This window comes from Allobosea sp. (assembly GCF_048595345.1).
Classification (GTDB): Bacteria; Pseudomonadota; Alphaproteobacteria; order Rhizobiales; family Beijerinckiaceae; genus Allobosea.
The window spans coordinates 1-16,488 of the sequence record NZ_JBMDWH010000233.1; the positions used below are offsets into that span (position 1 = coordinate 1).

13 protein-coding genes and 2 pseudogenes are annotated in these 16,488 nt (G+C 68.7%); 8 read left to right on the forward strand and 7 right to left on the reverse strand.

Translation table 11 applies throughout. The features are described 5' to 3' along the window. Nucleotides 1–140: pseudogene (locus ACOJTB_RS20480) on the reverse strand (ferredoxin--NADP reductase); the annotation flags it as partial. Between the two features lie 296 nt (nt 141–436). Here ACOJTB_RS20480 and ACOJTB_RS20485 point away from each other — a divergent pair. The 4 genes from ACOJTB_RS20485 to ACOJTB_RS20500 all read left to right on the forward strand — a co-directional run bounded on the left by ACOJTB_RS20485 (nt 437) and on the right by ACOJTB_RS20500 (nt 5,085). Continuing rightward, entirely contained in the window at nt 437–1,645 is a 1,209-nt protein-coding gene (locus tag ACOJTB_RS20485; protein WP_420104369.1) for an ABC transporter substrate-binding protein, read from the forward strand. Between the two features lie 97 nt (nt 1,646–1,742). Continuing rightward, entirely contained in the window at nt 1,743–3,602 is a 1,860-nt protein-coding gene (locus ACOJTB_RS20490) for an ABC transporter permease (protein WP_420104370.1), read from the forward strand. After that, nucleotides 3,602–4,375, forward strand: a complete 774-nt coding sequence (locus ACOJTB_RS20495; protein WP_420104371.1) for an ABC transporter ATP-binding protein — start codon at nt 3,602–3,604, stop codon at nt 4,373–4,375. Before ACOJTB_RS20490 ends, ACOJTB_RS20495 begins: the two co-directional genes overlap by 1 nt. After that, complete coding sequence (locus tag ACOJTB_RS20500) at nt 4,372–5,085, forward strand: ABC transporter ATP-binding protein (protein WP_420104372.1); 714 nt, start codon at nt 4,372–4,374, stop codon at nt 5,083–5,085. Before ACOJTB_RS20495 ends, ACOJTB_RS20500 begins: the two co-directional genes overlap by 4 nt. A gap of 75 nt (nt 5,086–5,160) precedes the next feature. Here ACOJTB_RS20500 and ACOJTB_RS20505 read toward each other — a convergent pair whose 3' ends face one another. From ACOJTB_RS20505 to ACOJTB_RS20515, 3 genes are read right to left on the reverse strand one after another with little or no spacing between them, the layout of a single operon-like run. Continuing rightward, complete coding sequence (locus ACOJTB_RS20505) at nt 5,161–6,360, reverse strand: extracellular solute-binding protein (RefSeq protein WP_420104373.1); 1,200 nt, start codon at nt 6,358–6,360, stop codon at nt 5,161–5,163. A 28-nt stretch (nt 6,361–6,388) separates the two neighbouring features. After that, nucleotides 6,389–7,414, reverse strand: a complete 1,026-nt coding sequence (locus ACOJTB_RS20510; protein ID WP_420104374.1) for an N-acetylglucosamine-6-phosphate deacetylase — start codon at nt 7,412–7,414, stop codon at nt 6,389–6,391. Between the two features lie 2 nt (nt 7,415–7,416). After that, nucleotides 7,417–8,163, reverse strand: coding sequence for a glucosamine-6-phosphate deaminase (locus tag ACOJTB_RS20515; RefSeq protein ID WP_420104375.1), 747 nt, complete (start codon nt 8,161–8,163; stop codon nt 7,417–7,419). Between the two features lie 135 nt (nt 8,164–8,298). Between ACOJTB_RS20515 and ACOJTB_RS20520 the strand changes: the two genes are divergently transcribed. After that, entirely contained in the window at nt 8,299–9,483 is a 1,185-nt protein-coding gene (locus ACOJTB_RS20520; RefSeq protein ID WP_420104376.1) for an ROK family protein, read from the forward strand. Between the two features lie 78 nt (nt 9,484–9,561). Here the strand turns inward: ACOJTB_RS20520 and ACOJTB_RS20525 are convergent, their stop codons facing one another. Further along, on the reverse strand, nt 9,562–11,382 hold the full coding sequence (locus ACOJTB_RS20525) for an ABC transporter ATP-binding protein (RefSeq protein WP_420104377.1): 1,821 nt from the start codon (nt 11,380–11,382) through the stop codon (nt 9,562–9,564). Between the two features lie 136 nt (nt 11,383–11,518). Between ACOJTB_RS20525 and ACOJTB_RS20530 the strand changes: the two genes are divergently transcribed. Further along, nucleotides 11,519–12,655 (forward strand): DSD1 family PLP-dependent enzyme, encoded by a 1,137-nt coding sequence (locus ACOJTB_RS20530; protein WP_420104378.1) that lies wholly within the window; start codon nt 11,519–11,521, stop codon nt 12,653–12,655. A 127-nt stretch (nt 12,656–12,782) separates the two neighbouring features. Here ACOJTB_RS20530 and obgE read toward each other — a convergent pair whose 3' ends face one another. Together obgE and ACOJTB_RS20540 are read right to left on the reverse strand one after the other, a co-directional pair. Beyond that, complete coding sequence (obgE, locus tag ACOJTB_RS20535) at nt 12,783–13,826, reverse strand: GTPase ObgE (RefSeq protein ID WP_420104379.1); 1,044 nt, start codon at nt 13,824–13,826, stop codon at nt 12,783–12,785. 43 nt (nt 13,827–13,869) lie between these two features. Next, a complete protein-coding gene (locus ACOJTB_RS20540; RefSeq protein ID WP_420104380.1) occupies nt 13,870–14,736 on the reverse strand; it encodes a LysR family transcriptional regulator in 867 nt (288 codons plus the stop codon). Nucleotides 14,737–14,887: 151 nt separating this feature from the next. Here ACOJTB_RS20540 and ACOJTB_RS20545 point away from each other — a divergent pair, with 151 nt between their 5' ends. Both ACOJTB_RS20545 and ACOJTB_RS20550 read left to right on the forward strand, forming a co-directional pair. Further along, nucleotides 14,888–15,802: a DMT family transporter gene (locus ACOJTB_RS20545; protein WP_420104381.1), complete on the forward strand. Its 915-nt coding sequence runs from the start codon at nt 14,888–14,890 to the stop codon at nt 15,800–15,802. Between the two features lie 84 nt (nt 15,803–15,886). Then, nucleotides 15,887–16,488: pseudogene (locus ACOJTB_RS20550) on the forward strand (hypothetical protein); the annotation flags it as partial.

Consider the following 16,488-nt stretch of genomic DNA (forward strand, 5'->3'; position numbering starts at 1 on the left):
TTTTCGCCCACCTTCAGCCCGATCATCGTGAACTGGCCGTTCTTGAAGCGGAAGGTCGCATCCCGCGTCGTCGTGAAGCTGAACAGGGTGTCCGTCCAGTGATGGACCGAGAGAACCCGCTCCTCGTAGAAATTGCTCATCCTGCTGTCCGCGCGGCTGGCTTCGATTTGCGGCGCCCTTCTAGCGGATTTCGCAGTGCAACGAAACGATGCGCGTGGAAAAGCGCTCATGCCCCCGGCGCCGATCGGGGCCGGTGCCCCGCGCCTCGCGCGCAGGCTGATTGACAAGCCCGCTCACCGCGACGAAAGTCGTAAGCTCGCAACGGCTTGCGGAGAGCTGAGCCCCCTCGCACATCACCGACGCCGCATGGCCCGCCCGCCGCCGGACCATGCCCAGAGGGGGAAGGGCCTGCGGCGCCTGACTTGAGGACTCCACCATGACGATCGACCGCAGGCGCTTTCTGGCGGCCGCTTCCGCCGGAGCCGCGACTTTGGCCGCGCCGACCCTCGTCCGGGCTCAGGGCGGCGGCGTCATCCGCCTCGGCGAGATCAACAGCTATACGGCGCAGCCCGCCTTCCTGAAGCCCTATCGGCAGGGCTGGGAGCTGGCGCAGGCCGAGGCCAATGCCGCCGGCGCGCGCCGCTTCGAGACCATCTTCCGCGATGATGGCGGCAAGCCCGAGGACGCCGTGCGCCATGCCGGCGACCTGATCAACGGCGAGAAGGTCGATTTGATCGCGGGCGGCTTTCTCTCCAATGTCGGCCTCGCCCTCGCCGATTTCGCCTTGCAGAACAAGCGCCTCTACGCCGCCTCCGAGCCGCTGACCGATGCGCTCGTCTGGGCCAAGGGCAACCGCTACACCTTCCGCCTGCGCCCCTCGACCTATATGCAGGCGGCAATGCTGGTCGAAGAGGCGGCCAAGCTCCCCGCCAAGCGCTGGGCGCTGATCGCCCCGAACTACGAATACGGCCAATCGGCCGCAAAGTGGTTCAAGGAGTTGCTCAAGCAGGCCAGGCCCGATGTCGAATTCGTCGCCGAGCAGTTCCCGGCGCTCGGCCGCATCGATGCCGGCGCCACCGTGCAGGCGCTGGAAGCGGCCAAGCCCGACGCCATCTTCAACGTCACCTTCGCCGGCGACCTCAGCAATTTCGTGCGCCAGGGCAATACGCGGGGCCTGTTCGAGGGCCGCTCCGTGGTCTCGATGCTGACCGGCGAGCCGGAATATCTCGAGCCCCTCGGCGCCGAGGCCCCGATCGGCTGGATCGTCACCGGCTACCCCTATGCCGACATCAAGACGCCGGAACATGTGAAGTTCGCCGAAGCCTACAAGGCCAGGTTCAACGAGGATCCGCGCCTGGGTTCCGTCGTCGGCTATTCGACGATGCAGTCGATCGTGGCGGCGGTGGACAAGGCCGGCTCGACCGAGACCGAAAAGCTGGTCGACGCCTTCAGCGGATTGAAATTCCCCTCCGTCTTCGGCCCGGCCGAGTATCGCGCCATCGACCACCAGTCGACGGTCGGTGCCTATGTCGGCAAGACCGCGCTGCGCAACGGCAAGGGCGTGATGGTGGATTGGCGCTATGCCGACGGCGCCAAATATCTGCCGTCCGACGAGGTGGTGAAGACGCTGCGCCCGGCCGGGTGAGCTTGCTGCGCAATCCGCCTGCGAACCACCGTCATCCCAGCGCTGGCCCTGCCGGCAGCCGGGGTGACGGCTCAACCCGGGATCACGGCGCTCCGGCATGCTTGACCTGATCCTGACCCAGACGCTGAACGGGCTGGCCTCGGCCTCCTCGCTGTTCCTGGTCGCCTCGGGGCTGTCGATCATCTTCGGCGTCACGCGGATCGTGAACTTCGCGCATGGCTCGCTCTACATGCTGGGCGCCTTTCTCGCGGTCACGCTGGTGGAGGCGTTCGGCGCGGCCAGCCCGCTCGGCTTCTGGAGCGGCGTGCTCCTCGCAGCCCTGCTCGTCGGGCTGGCCGGCATCGCCATGGAAATTCTGATCCTGCGCCGGATTTATCAGGCGCCGGAGCTGTTCCAGCTGCTGGCCACCTTCGGCGTCGTTCTGATGGTGCAGGACATCGCGCTGGCGCTCTGGGGCCCGGAGGACCGGCTCGGGCCCCGCGCGCCCGGCTTCAAGAGCTTCGTCCTGATCTTCGGCAATCGCTTTCCCAGCTATGAACTCTTCCTGATCGCGGTCGGCCCGCTGGTGCTGGCACTGCTCTGGTTCCTGTTCCGCAAGACCCGCTGGGGCACGCTGGTGCGCGCGGCGACGCAGGATCGCGAGATGGTCGGCGCCCTCGGCGTCAACCAGCGCTGGCTCTTCACCTCCGTCTTCGGCTTCGGCGCGGCGCTCGCCGGGCTGGGCGGGGCCCTGCAGCTCCCGCGCGAGGCGGTGACGCTGCACATGGACCTTTCCACCATCGCCGAGGTCTTCGTCGTGGTGGTGGTCGGCGGGCTCGGCAGCGTCGCGGGGGCCTATCTCGCCGCCGTGCTGATCGGCGTACTGCACGCTTTCGGTATCCTGATCTTCCCCAAGATCACCCTCGTCCTCGTCTTCCTCGTGATGGCGTTGGTGCTGGTGGTGAAGCCCTATGGGCTGCTGGGCACAAAACCGACGGAAGCCGCTTCGACGCCCGCTTCCGCGCCGCCGCCGCTGCGCCCGGCCGGGCGCGGGGCGCTGTCCGCCTGGCTGGCGCTCGCCGCCCTGCTGCTAGCCGCGCCGCTCCTGGTCTCCGATGCCTGGCTGCTCACCCTGACGGAGCTCCTGATCTTCGCACTCTTCGCCGCCTCGCTGCATCTGATGATGGGCCCGGGCGGCCTCACATCCTTCGGCCATGCCGCCTATTTCGGCCTCGGCGCCTATGGCGCGGCGCTCGCGGTGAAATGGCTGGGCGCGCCGATGGAGCCGGCCCTGCTGCTGGCGCCGTTCCTGGCCGGGATCGCCGGGGTGGTCTTTGGCTGGTTTTGCGTGCGGCTCTCGGGCGTCTATCTCGCCATGCTGACCCTGGCCTTCGCGCAGATCGCCTGGGCCACCGCCTTCCAATGGGTGGAACTCACCGGCGGCGATAACGGCATCCTCGGCGTCTGGCCCTCAAGCTGGGCGGTGCCGAAATGGGCTTTCTACGATCTGTGCCTCGCGATCTGCGGGGCCTGCGTGCTGCTGCTGCGCCGGCTCGTCTTCGCGCCGCTGGGCTACGCGCTGCGCGCCGGCCGCGACAGTCCGCTGCGGGCCGAGGCGATCGGCATCGACGTGATGCGGGTGCAATGGGTGGCCTTCGCCATCGCCGCTTTTGCGGCCGGCATCGCCGGCGCGCTCTTCGCCTTCTCGAAGGGCTCTGTCTTCCCGACCTATCTCGCCATCCCCCGCTCGGTCGATGCGCTGCTGATGGTGCTGCTTGGCGGCGTGCAGACCGTCTCCGGCCCGGTCGTCGGCGCCTTCGCCTATATGGGCCTGGCCGAGCAGCTGATGAAGGCGACGCCCTATTGGCGTTTCCTGCTGGGCCTGACCATCGTGCTGCTGGTGATCCTCTTTCCGCGCGGCCTCGTCGGCAGCTTTATCGCCTGGCGCGAGCGGCGCGGCTTGGCGGGGGCCGCCTGATGCCGGGGGCGGCCGAACCGACGCTGAGCGTGCGCGACCTCGCCAAATCCTTCGGCGGCGTCCATGCCGTGCGCGGCGTCTCCTTCGACGTCGCGGCCGGCGAGATGCTGGCGCTGATCGGGCCCAACGGCGCCGGCAAATCCACCTGCTTCAACATGCTGGGCGGCCAGCTGAAGCCGGATGCCGGCTCGGTCGCGCTGTCGGGCCGGCCGATCACGGGCCTCTCCCCGCGCGCGATCTGGCGCCTCGGCGTCGGCCGCACCTTCCAGATCACCGCGACCTTTGCCTCGATGAGCGTGCGCGAGAACGTGCAGATGGCGCTGATCTCGCAGGCCGGCGGCCTCTGGAATCCGTTCGCATCGGCGAGGACGCGCCATGTCGCAGAAGCTGACGCCCTGCTGACCGAGGTCGGCATGGCCGAGCAGGCGGAGCGCCCCTGCGGCATCCTCGCTTATGGCGATTTGAAGCGCGTCGAACTCGCCATCGCGCTCGCCAACCGGCCAAGGCTGTTGCTGATGGACGAGCCGACTGCCGGCATGGCCGCCCCCGAGCGCATTGCGCTGATGGCGCTGGTCGCTCGCATCGCGACGGAGGCCGCGATCGCCGTGCTCTTCACCGAGCACGACATGGACGTGGTCTTCGCCCATGCCGACCGCATCGTCGTGCTCGATCGCGGCCGGCTGATCGCCGATGGACCACCCGCGGCGGTGCGGCAGGATGCCGAGGTCCGCGCCGTCTATCTCGGCGCCGCCGAGCCCGGGGGCGAGCCATGACCGAAGCGCTGCTGGAGGTCGAGGGGCTCGAGGCCCAATACGGCCGCGCGCGGATTCTGCACGGCGTCACCCTGTCCTTGCGCCGCGGTGAGGTCCTCGCCCTGATGGGCCGCAACGGCGCCGGCAAATCGACCACGATCAAGGCCGTGATGGGTCTGGTGCCGCCCAGCGGCGGAACGGTCCGTTTTGCCGGCACCCGCATCGACGGGCGCGAACCTTATGAGATCGCCCGCCTCGGCCTCGGCTATGTGCCCGAGGAACGGCGCATCTTCTCCGAGCTGACCGTGATGGAAAACCTCGCGGTCGGCGCCCGCCCGCCGCGCAAGGGCGCACCGGTCTGGACGCCGGAGCGGCTTTTCGCGCTCTTCCCCAACCTCGCCGCCATGCGCGACCGGCCGGGCGCAGCGATGTCAGGCGGCGAGCAGCAGATGCTGACCATCGCCCGCACCCTGATGGGCAATCCCGGCGCGCTGCTGCTCGACGAGCCTTCGGAGGGCCTCGCCCCGGTGATCGTGCAGGCGATGGCCCGCACGATCCTGGCGCTGAAGAGCGAGGGCCTCTCCATCCTGCTCTCCGAGCAGAACCTGCATTTCGCCGGCAGCGTCGCCGATCGCGCCGCGATCATCGAAAAAGGCGAGATCCGCTTCGAGGGCACAATGGCTGCGCTGAAGGCGTACGACACGCTGCGCACCCGCTATCTATCGGTCTGAGGCGGCGGTTACCACAGCCGACCACGAAAAAGGCCGGCGCGGGAACGCCGGCCTCCTGCGATGGGCGCTCGCGGTTCAGCGCTTGCGCTTGGCGCCCACGAGTTCGTCCCATTTGCGGAAGGCCACGACCATCCTGTCGGGCTTCAGCGGCAGCTCGATCGGGTTCTTGGCGATGAGCTCGGCATATTCGGGCCGGCCGAATTCCGCGATCACCTCCTGGCTGCGCTTGGGTGCCAGCGACAGCGGCACGTTCTTCACCGCCGGGCCCGGATAGAGATAGCCCTCGTCATAGGAATAGGCCTGCATCTTCGGCGTCAGCACATGCGCCATGATGTCGAGCACCACCGCGAGGCGATCATTCGGAATGCCCTTCGGCACGCACATGAAGAAGGCGTCCGAGACCCAGTGGAAGCCCTTGAGCGTCTGGATCTTCGCCTCTTTCGGCACGATGCCGAGCGCCCGCGGATTGATGTCCCAGCCCGTGGTCGAGATGATGATGTCGCGCGAGCCGTCGCCGAACTCCTTCATCGTCGCCCCGGTCCCGGCGGGGTAATACTCGATGTGCTCGCCCAGCTCCTGGAGATAGGCCCAGGTCTTGTCCCAGCCATTGACCGGGTCCTGCGGGTCCTTGTCGCCCAGCAGATAGGGCAGCCCCATCATGAAGGTGCGGCCCGGGCCCGAATTGGTCGGGCGGGCATACATGAACTTGTTGGGATTGGCCTTCGCCCAGGCCAGCAGCTCCTCCGCGCTCGTCGGCACCTGCTTGACGCGGTCTGGCATGTATTCGAGCAGCGGGCCGGACGGGTAGTAGTTCACCACCGTGCCGAACCCCGCCCCCTGCACCTTGTGCAGATTGAGCGCGGCGGGCTCGTAATTCTCCTCGATGTTCGGGAATTTCTCCGCGAAATCCGGGAAGATCTTCAGCCAGAGATTCTGCTCCAGCCCGGCGGCGAGCCCGTCCGAGCCGGTGAGGACGAGGTCCAGATCGGAGCGGCCGGCATCCTGCTGCGCCTTGATCTTGCTCGCCAGCTCCGGCGCCGGCGCCTTCACATAGGTGATGCGCGAGACGAGCTTGGGATTGGCGCTGCGGTAGTCCTCGAAGGCCTGCTGCATCAGCGCCAGCGCCCCGCCGACATCGATGATGTTGATGCCGACCGGCGCTGCCGGCAACGCCGGCACGGCCGCAATGGCGCGGCCCGTCCCGGCCCCGGTCGCCAGCGCGCCGAGCCCGCCCAGAACCGTGCGGCGGTCGAACCCTTTCGAGAATGCGGTCATGGATTTCCCCTCTCCTTTGATGGACGATTCATTCGGTGACGTAGACACGGCTGACCGGCCCCACGCGAACGCGCGCGACACGCAGGCCATCCGTCCAGTCGATCTCGCTCTGCGGCAGGACGATACCGGAGGCGGCGAGTGCCGGCGCGAGCGCGGCCAGCGCATGCGTCGAGGCCATGGCGATGGCCTGCTCCGCCGTGGCGAGGCCCCAGGCGACCATGTTCCGGACCGCCTCGTCGAGCTTGAGCGCCGAGCCCGCCAGCGAAACGCCGCCCGGCTGGCGCACGGAGCCATCCGACGCCAGATCCACGGGCATGCCCGCGAAATGGTAGCGCCCCGGTGCGGCACCGGCCGCGACCACGGCGTCGGTGACGAGGATCGAGCGTTCGAAGCCCTTGGCGCGCAGAAGGCTCTTCAGCGCTGCGGGATGCAGGTGGATTCCGTCCGCGATGAAGCCCGCCATCAGCCCATCCTCGCCGAGCTGCGCGAACAGCGGATTGTCGAGCTTGTGCATCTGCTGCGGCAGCCCGTTGCCGAGATGGGTCGAGAGACTCGCCCCGGCCGCCGTCGCCTCTGAGACAGTCGCAAAATCGGCCGCCGAATGGCCGATCGCGACGATCTTTCCGGCCTGGGCGAGGGCGCGCACCGCGGCGATGCCGCCCGCCACCTCCGGCGCCAATGTCACCACGAGAATCGGCCGGCGCAGGCGGCTCTCCAGCCTCGTGACCAGTCCGGCATCGGCCGCGACCATGGCTTCGGGCGGATGGCAACCGGCGAAACCCGCGGCCGGATTGAGGAACGGCCCCTCCAGATGAAAACCGGGACACATCAGCGGCCCCAGCCGGCTTTCAGCGACGGCACGGCCCAGCGCATCCGCGCGGGCCTCCAGCTCGTCCGGATGCGCGGTGATCAGCGTCGGCAGGCAAGTGGCGACTCCCGTCGCCAGCATGGCCTCGAGCGCGTGGTCCAGCGCCTGCGCCGTCACCGCCTCCGCATTGAAGTCGACACCGGCGAAGCCGTTGACCTGCAGATCGACGAGGCCGACCGTGCGCATGCTCAGAACCGCCGGCCGAGAAGCGCCGCGGCCGGCTGGTCGAGGAACATCACGGCGCGCGGATGCGTCTGGAGGATGGAGGCCGGAGCCATATTGGTGACGGGGCCTTCGAGCGCCGCCTTGGCCGCCTCCGCCTTGCGCGTATCGGAGACCGACAGCACGATCAGCTCGCTCCTGAGGATCTGGCGGATGCTCATCGAGATCGCCTGTTCGGGCACGCTGTCCAGATCGGGGAACCAGCCTTCACCGAGCTGCTGGCGCCGGCAGGCTTCGTCCAGATTCACCACCAGATAGGGCTCGTCCGTGTCAAAATCGGCCGGAGGGTCGTTGAACGCGAGATGGCAGTTCTCGCCGATGCCGGCGAAGCAGACGCAGATGCGACGCCCTGCGATCGCCTCGCCCAGTTTTTTCGCCTCGGCCTGGGCATCGCCGTCCCCGTTCACCGGCACGAAGACCGGCCTGTTCCCCAGCGGGGCCAGGAAGCGTTCGCGCAGATAGCGCCGAAAGCTCGCCGGGTGCGATTCGAGCAGGCCGACATATTCGTCGAGATGGAACGCGGTCACCTTCGACCAGTCGATGCCCTCCGCCCTGACCAGTTGCTCCAGCATCTCGAACTGGCTCGCCCCGGTGGCGACGATGATGGAAGCCTGCCCATCGCGTGCCAGCGCCTCGCGGATCGCCTGGGCGCCCCACTCCGCCGCCAGCCGGCCGAGTTCGGCCTTTCCCGCCACCACAACCGTCTCGATCATCGATTTTAGAACCTTTGACTGAAGGAATAATTCAATATTACTCTCATGAGCTTACGAAGCATCGAGGCCAACGCAAGCAGGATTTTGGAACATGATCGTCCTAAATCAGACGCGCCATCCGCGGAGTTGCGGCGCTTGAGCCTGCTCGCGATCGATCCGGCGAGCCTGTCGCCTGCCCAGGCGCGCGACGGCGCCCGCGCCTTCGCGCTGATCCTGGCCGGGCAGGCCCGCTCCCGGACTGACATCAGCCGCGCGCTGGCGCTGCGCTCGACCAGCACATCGGCCGTGGTGGCCGAGCTTCTGGCCAGCCGGCTGGTGATCGAGAGCGCCGGCGCGGTGTCGGGCCGCGGCCGCCCCGCCTCGCAGCTCGTCGCCAATACGCGGCGCATCGGCGCATCGGTGCTCTATGTGTCGAGCCGCAGCCTCGCCGGAGCCCTGGTCGATCTGTCGGGGCATCTGGTCGCGGAGCGGCGCCTGACGGTGGCGTCGGACGCGGGCAACATCGAGCTGTCGGAGGCGCTCGCCAGCCTGGCGGGCGATCTGCTGGCGTCGATGCCGCCGGGCATGAGCCATGCCGGCACGGCCGTCTCGCTCTCGGGGCTGATCGATCTGCGGCAGGGGCGCTGGCGCTTCGCCTCGCGCTGGCCGCGCATGCGGGGGCTGGCGATCGATGCCCCGCTGGGAACCATCGCCGGGCCGATCGTGATCTGTCGCAATCTCGACGCCGAATTGCGCAGCCGCGCGGCACGCGAGGTCGATGGCGTTCCGGGCGGCACGCTGCTGCTGCATTGGGGCTGGGGCATCGGCCTCGCCTATGCCGAGGATGGGCAACCCTTCGCACCCTCCGGCTCCTTCGGCGAGATCGGCCACTGGCGTCTCGCGGCTCTGGAGGGCAGGCCCTGCGGCTGCGGCCAGACCGGTTGCCTGGAAACCGGCGCCGCTCTCTGGTCGCTCCTGCCGGCGCTGCGCAGGCGATGGCCCGAGCTGGTCGAGGACGAGGCGCGCCTCACCCGTCAGCTCGCGACGCTGGACCTGCTCGCCCTGGAGGAGATCGAAACCGCCGCCCGGCTGCTGGCACGCTCTCTCGCCAATGCCTGCCGGATGCTGTTCCCGGCCCGCATCTGGGTCAGCGGACCGTTCTGCGGTCATCCTCAGCTCTGGGCGCGCTTCGTCGCGCTGGTCCGGGCCGAGGGAACGATGGAGGGGTTCGCGCTGCCGGAGCTCAGACAGGTCGAGCCAGGCCATCGCGACGAGATCCACGGCGCCGCCGGGCCCCTGCTGAGCCGCGCGGTGGAGGCGCTGCTGGGCGCCCGATCCTGAGAGTGCTCAAACCCATAAGCTGTCGGGATCGCACGCCGACCTGCGCAGAGCGACCCCGCCCATCGCAGGACCGATGCGTCAGCCCTCGACGAACTGCAGCCGGTGCAGCCTCGCATAAGCGCCCTCGCGCGCCAGCAGCTCCTCGTGGCTGCCGGTTTCGACGATCCGGCCTTCATCCATCACCACGATCAGGTCGGCCTCGCGGATGGTCGAGAGCCGATGCGCGATCACCAGAGTCGTGCGGCCTTTCATCAGCCGCGCCAGCGCCTGCTGCACCAGCCGTTCGGATTCGGTGTCCAGTGCGCTCGTCGCCTCGTCGAGCAGGAGGATCGGCGCATCCTTGAGGATCGCGCGGGCGATCGCCACGCGCTGGCGCTCGCCGCCGGAGAGCTTGTGCCCGCGCTCGCCGACCGAGGCGGCATAGCCGCCCGGCATCGCCGTGATGAAGTCGTGCGCGGCGGCGGCCTTTGCGGCGGCGACGATCTCCTCATGCGAGGCACCCGGCCGGCCGAAGGCGATATTTGCCGCGACGCTATCGTCGAACAGCACCACATCCTGGCTGACGACGCCGATCTGTGAGCGCAGACTCGCCAGGGTGACGTCGCGCAGATCCTGCCCGTCGATCGCGATGCTCCCCTGCGTCGGGTCGTAAAGCCGCGGCACTAGCGCCAGCAGCGTCGACTTGCCCGAGCCGGAGCGACCGACCAGCGCCGTCATCCGCCCGCCTTCCGCGACGAGGTCGATATCCTCGAGCGCGCGCTGGTCCTCGCGGTAGCGGAAGCGCAGCGCCCTGAACGCGACCTCGCCCTTGCTCACCACCAGCGGGCCGGCCCCGGACCTTTCGGTCACGAGCGGCTTTTCGTCCAGCAGCGCGTAATAGCGCTTCAGCGAGGCGCCCGCCTCCTGCACGATGGCGTTGAGATTGCCGAGCGAGCGCATCGGCTGCGCCGCCAGCAGCAGCGCCGAGACATAGCCGGTGAAATCGCCCACCGTGGAGGCCCCCGAGGAGATGCGCACCCCGATGGCGGCCAGGACGCCGGCCACGGCGATGCCGCCGCCGACTTCCAGCAGCGGATCGAGGCGCCCGCGCGCATTGGCGGCCTTCATCTTCAGGGCGCGGATGTTCTCGAAGGCCTCCGCCGCGCGCCGCTTGAGATAAGGTTCGAGCCCGTCCGTCTTGGCGACGCGCGCGCCCTGCAGGCTCTCGGTGACGAGGCTCGCCATGATGCCCGTCTGCTCCTGCTGGGAGTTCGCCATCCGCCGCAGCTTCTTGCCGATCCGGCCGATCGGATGGGCGACGACGGGCGCGATCAGCAGCACCACAAGCGTCATCTGCCAGTCGATCCAGAACAGCGCGCCGATCAGCGCGATCGCCGTCACCACGTCGCGCACCGCGATGTTGACGATGCGCGTCAGCGCCTCCTTCACGAAGGTGAAATCGGTGGTGAAGCGCTGCGTCAGCGAGGCCGGATTCTCCTTTTGCAACTGCGCCAGGTCGGCATCGATCAGATGGCCGTAAAGCTCGATCTGCATGTCGGCCTCGATGCGGCTGACGACGCTGTTGGTCATCACGGTCTGGGCGAGCAGGGAGAAGCCCTTGATCGCGGTCACCAGCACGACGACGCTGGCCACGGCGTTGATCACGCCGATATCGTAATCGATGGATTTGGAGACCAGCCGCTCCATCCGCCTGACGAAGCCCGTGGATTCGGCCGCCAGCGGATCGGCGAAGGCGTCGAAGGCCGCCTTGATCAGCAGCGGGTAGAAGCTCGTCGTCGCGGCGATCACCACCACCAGCGCCAGGATCGTCGCCATCTGCGGCAGATAACGGCTGACCTGCTCGCGCCAGACACGGGCGAACAGCGCGAGGGTGTCGTCGGTGACGCGGCCGATCTTCATGCGCCGCCGCCTACCATGACGCGCCCGCGAGCGCCACCGATGCGACGCGGCCCCGCCGCATGGTATCCTGCGCCCTTGGGTCTTGCTCCCGACACGAAGCTGTCATCCCATGGACAAGACCGATTCAGGAGTTCGCATGCCTTCCGTTCAGCCGGCTCAGCCCGGCCAGAGTTTCGCCGAGATCGACACCCCCGCCCTGATCGTCGATCTCGACGCCTTCGAGCGCAATCTGGTCGCGATGGCCGCCTTCGCCGAGGCGCATGGCATCCGCCTGCGGCCTCACGCCAAGACCCATAAGAGCCCCGACATCGCTCTGCGCCAGATGGCCCATGGCGCGGTCGGCCAGTGCTGCCAGAAGGTGTCCGAGGCCGAAATACTGGTGGCCGGCGGCGTCGGCGACGTGCTGGTGACCAACGAGATCGCCAGCCCCGCCAAGCTCGACCGCCTCGCTAAACTCGCCCGCACCGCCCGCATCGGCCTGTGCGTCGACCATGTCGACGGCGTGCGCGAGGCGGCCGAGGCGGCCGCCCGCCACGATGTGACGCTCGACGTGATGGTGGAGATCGATGTCGGCGGGCGCCGTTGCGGCGTCGCGCCGGGCGAAGCGGCGGTGCGCGTCGCGGAGGCCGTGGCCCGCTCGAACACGCTGCGTTTTGCCGGGCTGCAGGCCTATCACGGCGCGGCCCAGCACATGCGTTCGATCGATGAGCGGCGCGAGGCGATCGAGCGCGCGGCCTTCGCCACCCGCAACACCGTGGAGCGCCTGTCCCAGGCCGGGCTCGAATGCCCCGTCGTCAGCGGCGCCGGCACCGGCACCTTTGAACTCGAGACCCAGTCCGGCATCTGGAACGAGCTGCAATGCGGCTCCTACATCTTCATGGACGCCGACTATGCCCGCAACCGCCAGGCCGACGGCTCGCCTTTCCGCAGCTTCGAGCACGCCTTGTTCATCCTCGCGCAGGTGATGAGCAAGCCGGTGCCGGACCGCGCGATCATCGATGCGGGACACAAGACGGCTTCGGTCGATTCCGGCATGCCGGTGCCGTTCCAGCGCGAGGGCGCGATCTACACCAAGCCCTCGGACGAGCACGGCGTGCTGACCGGAGACCCGATCGCGCTGCCCCACCGTGGCGACCGGCTGCTGCTGGTGCCGGGCCATTGCGACCCGACCGTGAACCTGCATGACTGGTATGTCGGCGTCCGCGGCCTGCACGGGCCGGATGCGCATGTCGAACTGCTCTGGCCCGTGGCCGCACGCGGCGCGGTGACCTGAGCGGACGCGACCTCTAGGAAACCGGCTTGCCCCTCGTCATTGCGAGGAGCGCAGCGACGAAGCAATCCAGAGCGGCAGAGCTCTTCGTCCTTCTGGATGGCTTCGCTGCCGCTCGCGATGACAATGTTCAGGGCCGCCAGCCGGTTTCCACCGCCGGCGCCTTGTCCTGTTCCTCGTCGCGCCGCGCCGCCTCGACGACGGCGAACAGCGCCTGCAGTGCCCGGTCGACCCCTTCGCCCGAGGCGGAGGACAGCACGATCGGCATCTGCTTGGCGGCGCGCTTCAGCCGCGCGACCTGCTCCTTGAGCACCTCGGGGGTCAGCGCATCGGCCTTGGAGAGCGCGACGATCTCGGGCTTGTCCTCGAGACCCTGGCCATAGGCCTCCAGCTCCTCGCGGATGACCTTGTAGACCTTGCCGGCATGCTCGCTGGTACCCTCCACCAGATGCAGCAGCACCCGACAGCGCTCGATATGGCCGAGGAAGCGGTCGCCGAGCCCATGGCCCTCATGCGCGCCCTCGATCAGCCCGGGAATATCGGCGAGCACCATCTCCTTGTCGTGGACGCGCACCACGCCCAGCCCCGGATGCAGCGTGGTGAAGGGATAGTCCGCGATCTTCGGCTTGGCCGCGGTCACCGTGGCGAGGAAGGTCGATTTGCCCGCATTCGGCAATCCCACCAGCCCGGCATCGGCGATCAGCTTCAGCCTGAGCCAGACCCAGCGCTCCTCGCCCGGCAGGCCGGGATTGGCGTGCTTCGGCGCCTGGTTGGTCGAGGTCTTGAAATAGGCGTTGCCGAAGCCGCCATTGCCGCCCTTGCACAGCACGAAGCGCTGGCCGGGCTCGGTCAGGTCGGCGATCGGCGTCTCGCCGTCCTCGTCGAGGATTTCGGTGCCCGGCGGCACCTTCAGTACCACGGCCGGCGAATTGGCGCCATGGCGGTCCTTGCCCATGCCGTGCTCGCCGGTCTTGGCCTTGAAATGCTGCTGGTAGCGATAATCGATGAGCGTGTTCAGCCCCTGCACGCATTCGACGACGACATCGCCCCCACGCCCGCCATCGCCGCCATTGGGCCCGCCGAACTCGATGAACTTTTCGCGGCGGAAGGAGACGCAGCCGGCGCCGCCATCGCCCGCCTTCACATAGATCTTGGCCTGGTCGAGGAATTTCATGCTGTTCTCGTAGTGCCGGAGGCCGCGAAGAGCAATGCCGGGTTCAGGCCGCGTGGCGCAGGCTGCTCATCTCGTCGCGCAGCGCGTCGGCGAAGCGCCGCGCCGCGAGATCGGGCCGGGGCCCGGTGATCAAACCGACCGACAGCTCGAACAGCGCCGGCATGCCTTCCGTGGCGCCGAGCCGGCGCAGCGAGGGCGGCGCGGCGCTCTCGGTGATGGCCGCGACGCAGAAACCCGCCTCCACCGCCGACAGGACGCCGGATGTATGCGAGCAGGAGAACACCAGGCGATGCGCCTTGCCGGCCGTGTTGAGCGCCGCCAAAATCCGGGGCCGCGCCCGGCAGCCTTCGGCGAAGAGCGCGATCGGCAGCACCTCCTGCAGTTCCGGCCGGTGGCCCTTCGCCGCCACCCAGACCAGCGGCTCGCGCCGCAGCACCTCCCCCATCGGCCGGTTGGGATCCTGCGTCACCACGGCCAGGTCGAGTTCGCCCGCCAAGAGCGCCGGCTCGATCCGCTTGGACAGATCGCAGCGCACCTCCAGCTCGACCTTGGGATGGTCGCTGGCGAAGCGCGCGATCAGGGGCCGCAGATAGGCATCCATATAGTCGTCCGGGATGCCGAGACGCAGACGCCCCATCGGCATCTCGCCGTCGAGATCGGCCAGCGCCTCCCGCTCCACCGCGAGCAGCCGGCGCGCATGGGCGATCAGCCGCTCCCCGGCATCGGTCGGCGTCACGCCCCGGCGGGAGCGTTCCAGCAACTTATGGCCGAGCTGGTTTTCCAGATCCTGGATGCGCACCGAGATTGCCGATTGCGTGCGGCCAAGCCGTGCGCTGGCGGCGGTGAAGCCCCCGGTTTCTGCCACGGCGACCAGCATGCCGAGCGCCGCGAGATCGAAATGCCCGTTCATCCGCACCTCCCCGGGACCGCCACCCTACCATCGATTTTAAGAATGGTTAAATCAGTATAATCCGTTTTTCCGATCGAAGGAAGCGGCCTATACCGGCGGCGAGGAAACGAAACGGCGCTCCCGCGCGCATCATCGACAAGACGAACGCCCGATGTCCGCTCCCAGCATCTCCGCCCCCGCCATGGGCGTCCGCGCCGAGGCGCCCGCTCTCGCGATGTTCCTGACGCTGCTCGCCGGGGCGACCTGCATCGGCTTTTCCGGCGTGTTCGTGCGCCTCGCCGATGTGGGACCTGCTTCGGCCGGGTTCTGGCGGATGATGGTCGCCCTGCCCGTGCTGACCGCCTGGACAGCGATGGAGCGCCGCCGCCCGGCCGCCCCTGCCCAAGGCGCGGGCGGCCTCGTCGCCATCGCGCTCGCGGGTCTGACCTTCGGCATCGATGTCGTGCTCTACAATGCCTCGCTGTCCTACACGACGCTGGCCAACGCTTCCCTGCTCGGCAATCTCGCCCCGGTCGGCGTCGTGCTTGGCGGGTGGCTTCTGCTGGGCGACAGGCCGTCTCGCCGCATTCTCGGGGCGCTGATGCTGGCGGTCGCCGGCGCCGTCCTGCTCGTACTGCCAAAATTCACCGGCCAGAGTGTGCGGGGGAGCCTGTTCGGAGACGGTCTCGCCTTCGGTGCGGCCATGTCCTATGCCGCCTATATCCTCGCCGTCGGCCGGGCGCGGGCCCATGCCGACGCAGGGCGCGTCAGCCTGATCTCCAGCATCATCTGTGCCGCCTTCTGTCTCGTCGCCGCGCTCGGTCTGGGCGAAACCATCCTCCCCGGCAGCCTGCAGGGCTGGCTCGCCGTCATCGCGCTCGGCCTCGTCTCCCACGTGCTCGGCCAGGGGCTGATCACGCTCTCTCTCGGCAGCTACGGCGCCGGCGCCGCCTCGCTCGTCATGGTCTGGCCGGCGCTGGTCAGCGTGCTTGCAGCCTGGGCGATCTTCGGCGAGCAGCCGACGCCGGTGCAGGCCTTCGGCGGCGTCGCGATCCTGGCGGCCGTGCTGCTGGTGCGGAAGGGCTGAGGCGGCCTAGCCGTGCAGGCGAAAACCGGACTTATCCCCGGTCGCTGAAGCAGCCGGACACTGGGCTCCCCGCAGGAGCCCGCCATGCCGTTATCTCGCCCCCGTCCACTCTCGCAAAGCGGGCTGATCGCCCTGCGCATGCGCGCGCTGCGCGTCCGCGACGAAATCGCTCTGATCCGCCGCGATCGCCTCCAGCGGAAATACAATCCGGACCAGCCGCGCGTGCCCGCGGGCAGCCCCGAGGGCGGCCAATGGGGCAGTGGCGGCGGGAACGGCGAAGCCGGCGACGCCAACGCCCTCGGGATCAGCCTGCCGAGCTTCGCTGCGACCGACTTCAATCCGATCTGGTCGACGATCGCGGAAGGCTGGAGCGAGGACGGCTCCGTCTTCGAGCGGACGGTCGCGGACAATGCCGGCAACCGCATCCGCTCGGAATATGCCGCCTCGCGTGCCGCCGGCTTCGACGAGCGCCAGACGGTCATCCAGCCGGGCCGGCCCGCCGTCAGCTTCGAGACCACCGACGACCTCCAGTCGATCTACCTCGGCGGTCCCGATGGCGAGCTTGCCGCGCGGACCGTCTGGACGCCGGATGGACCGGACCCTGACGCGACGGTCCAGCCGGCCTTCGCTCCGCTTTTGCCCGCCGCCGGCGCCACGATCGTTACAGGCGGCGCGATCCTTTTCGG